1 protein-coding gene is annotated in these 663 nt (G+C 57.0%); it reads right to left on the bottom strand.

The window, feature by feature from the left end; genetic code table 11:
* The coding region (locus WH277_RS02355) for an MFS transporter (RefSeq protein WP_339504187.1) at window positions 1-512 on the bottom strand (512 nt) is incomplete at its 3' end.
* Window positions 513-663: the final 151 nt, after the last annotated feature.

Below are 663 nucleotides of genomic sequence, written 5' to 3'. Positions count from 1 at the left end.
TACAGCAGCCCGCCCAGCGTAGGACCAATAATCACCGCACTTTGCCCGCTAACGGCCGCCGCCGCCGTGGCGCGTGCCAGCATCGCAGGCGGCACCAACGAAGGCAGCATTGACTGCATCGCCGGGCCTTCAATGGCTTTTGCCACAGAGATCAGGAACACCAGCCCCCACAGTGCGTTTTTATCCGACCACTGATAGAACGTCAGCAGGATCAGCGCCAGCAGCGCGCCCCACTCCAGCACCTGCCCGAACAACACAATCCGGCGACGGTCGTACTGATCCGCCAGTTGCCCGGCCGGTAATGCCAGCAGCACCGAAGGCAGAAACTGCATCAGACCGATCATCCCCAGCGCCATTGCACTGTTAGTGATGGCATAGATTTGCCAGCTCACCGCCACCGAGAACATCTGGAAACCGAATGAAGAGAAGGTTCGCGCCAGCCAGAAGCGCACGAACGAAGGATGGCGCAGCAACGATTCATTGCTGTCCAGTTGGCGGTGATTCAACGTCATTAACTATCCCTACCTGCAAGTGCTCCAGCCAGCGCAGGACTGGCAGACAGCTTTGTTCGTTTTATTGTTATCCCGGTGAAGCCCGGGTATCGACCTGATTATGCCAGAGAAATCCGGCGCAATATGACGTTAATTGTTACTTGCTTAGTAC

The organism is Erwinia sp. MYb416 (assembly GCF_037479575.1).
Classification (GTDB): domain Bacteria; phylum Pseudomonadota; class Gammaproteobacteria; order Enterobacterales; family Enterobacteriaceae; genus Erwinia; species Erwinia rhapontici.
The sequence above is the reverse complement of the archived record's forward strand: the minus strand, read 5'-3'. Positions and strand labels throughout refer to the sequence as shown.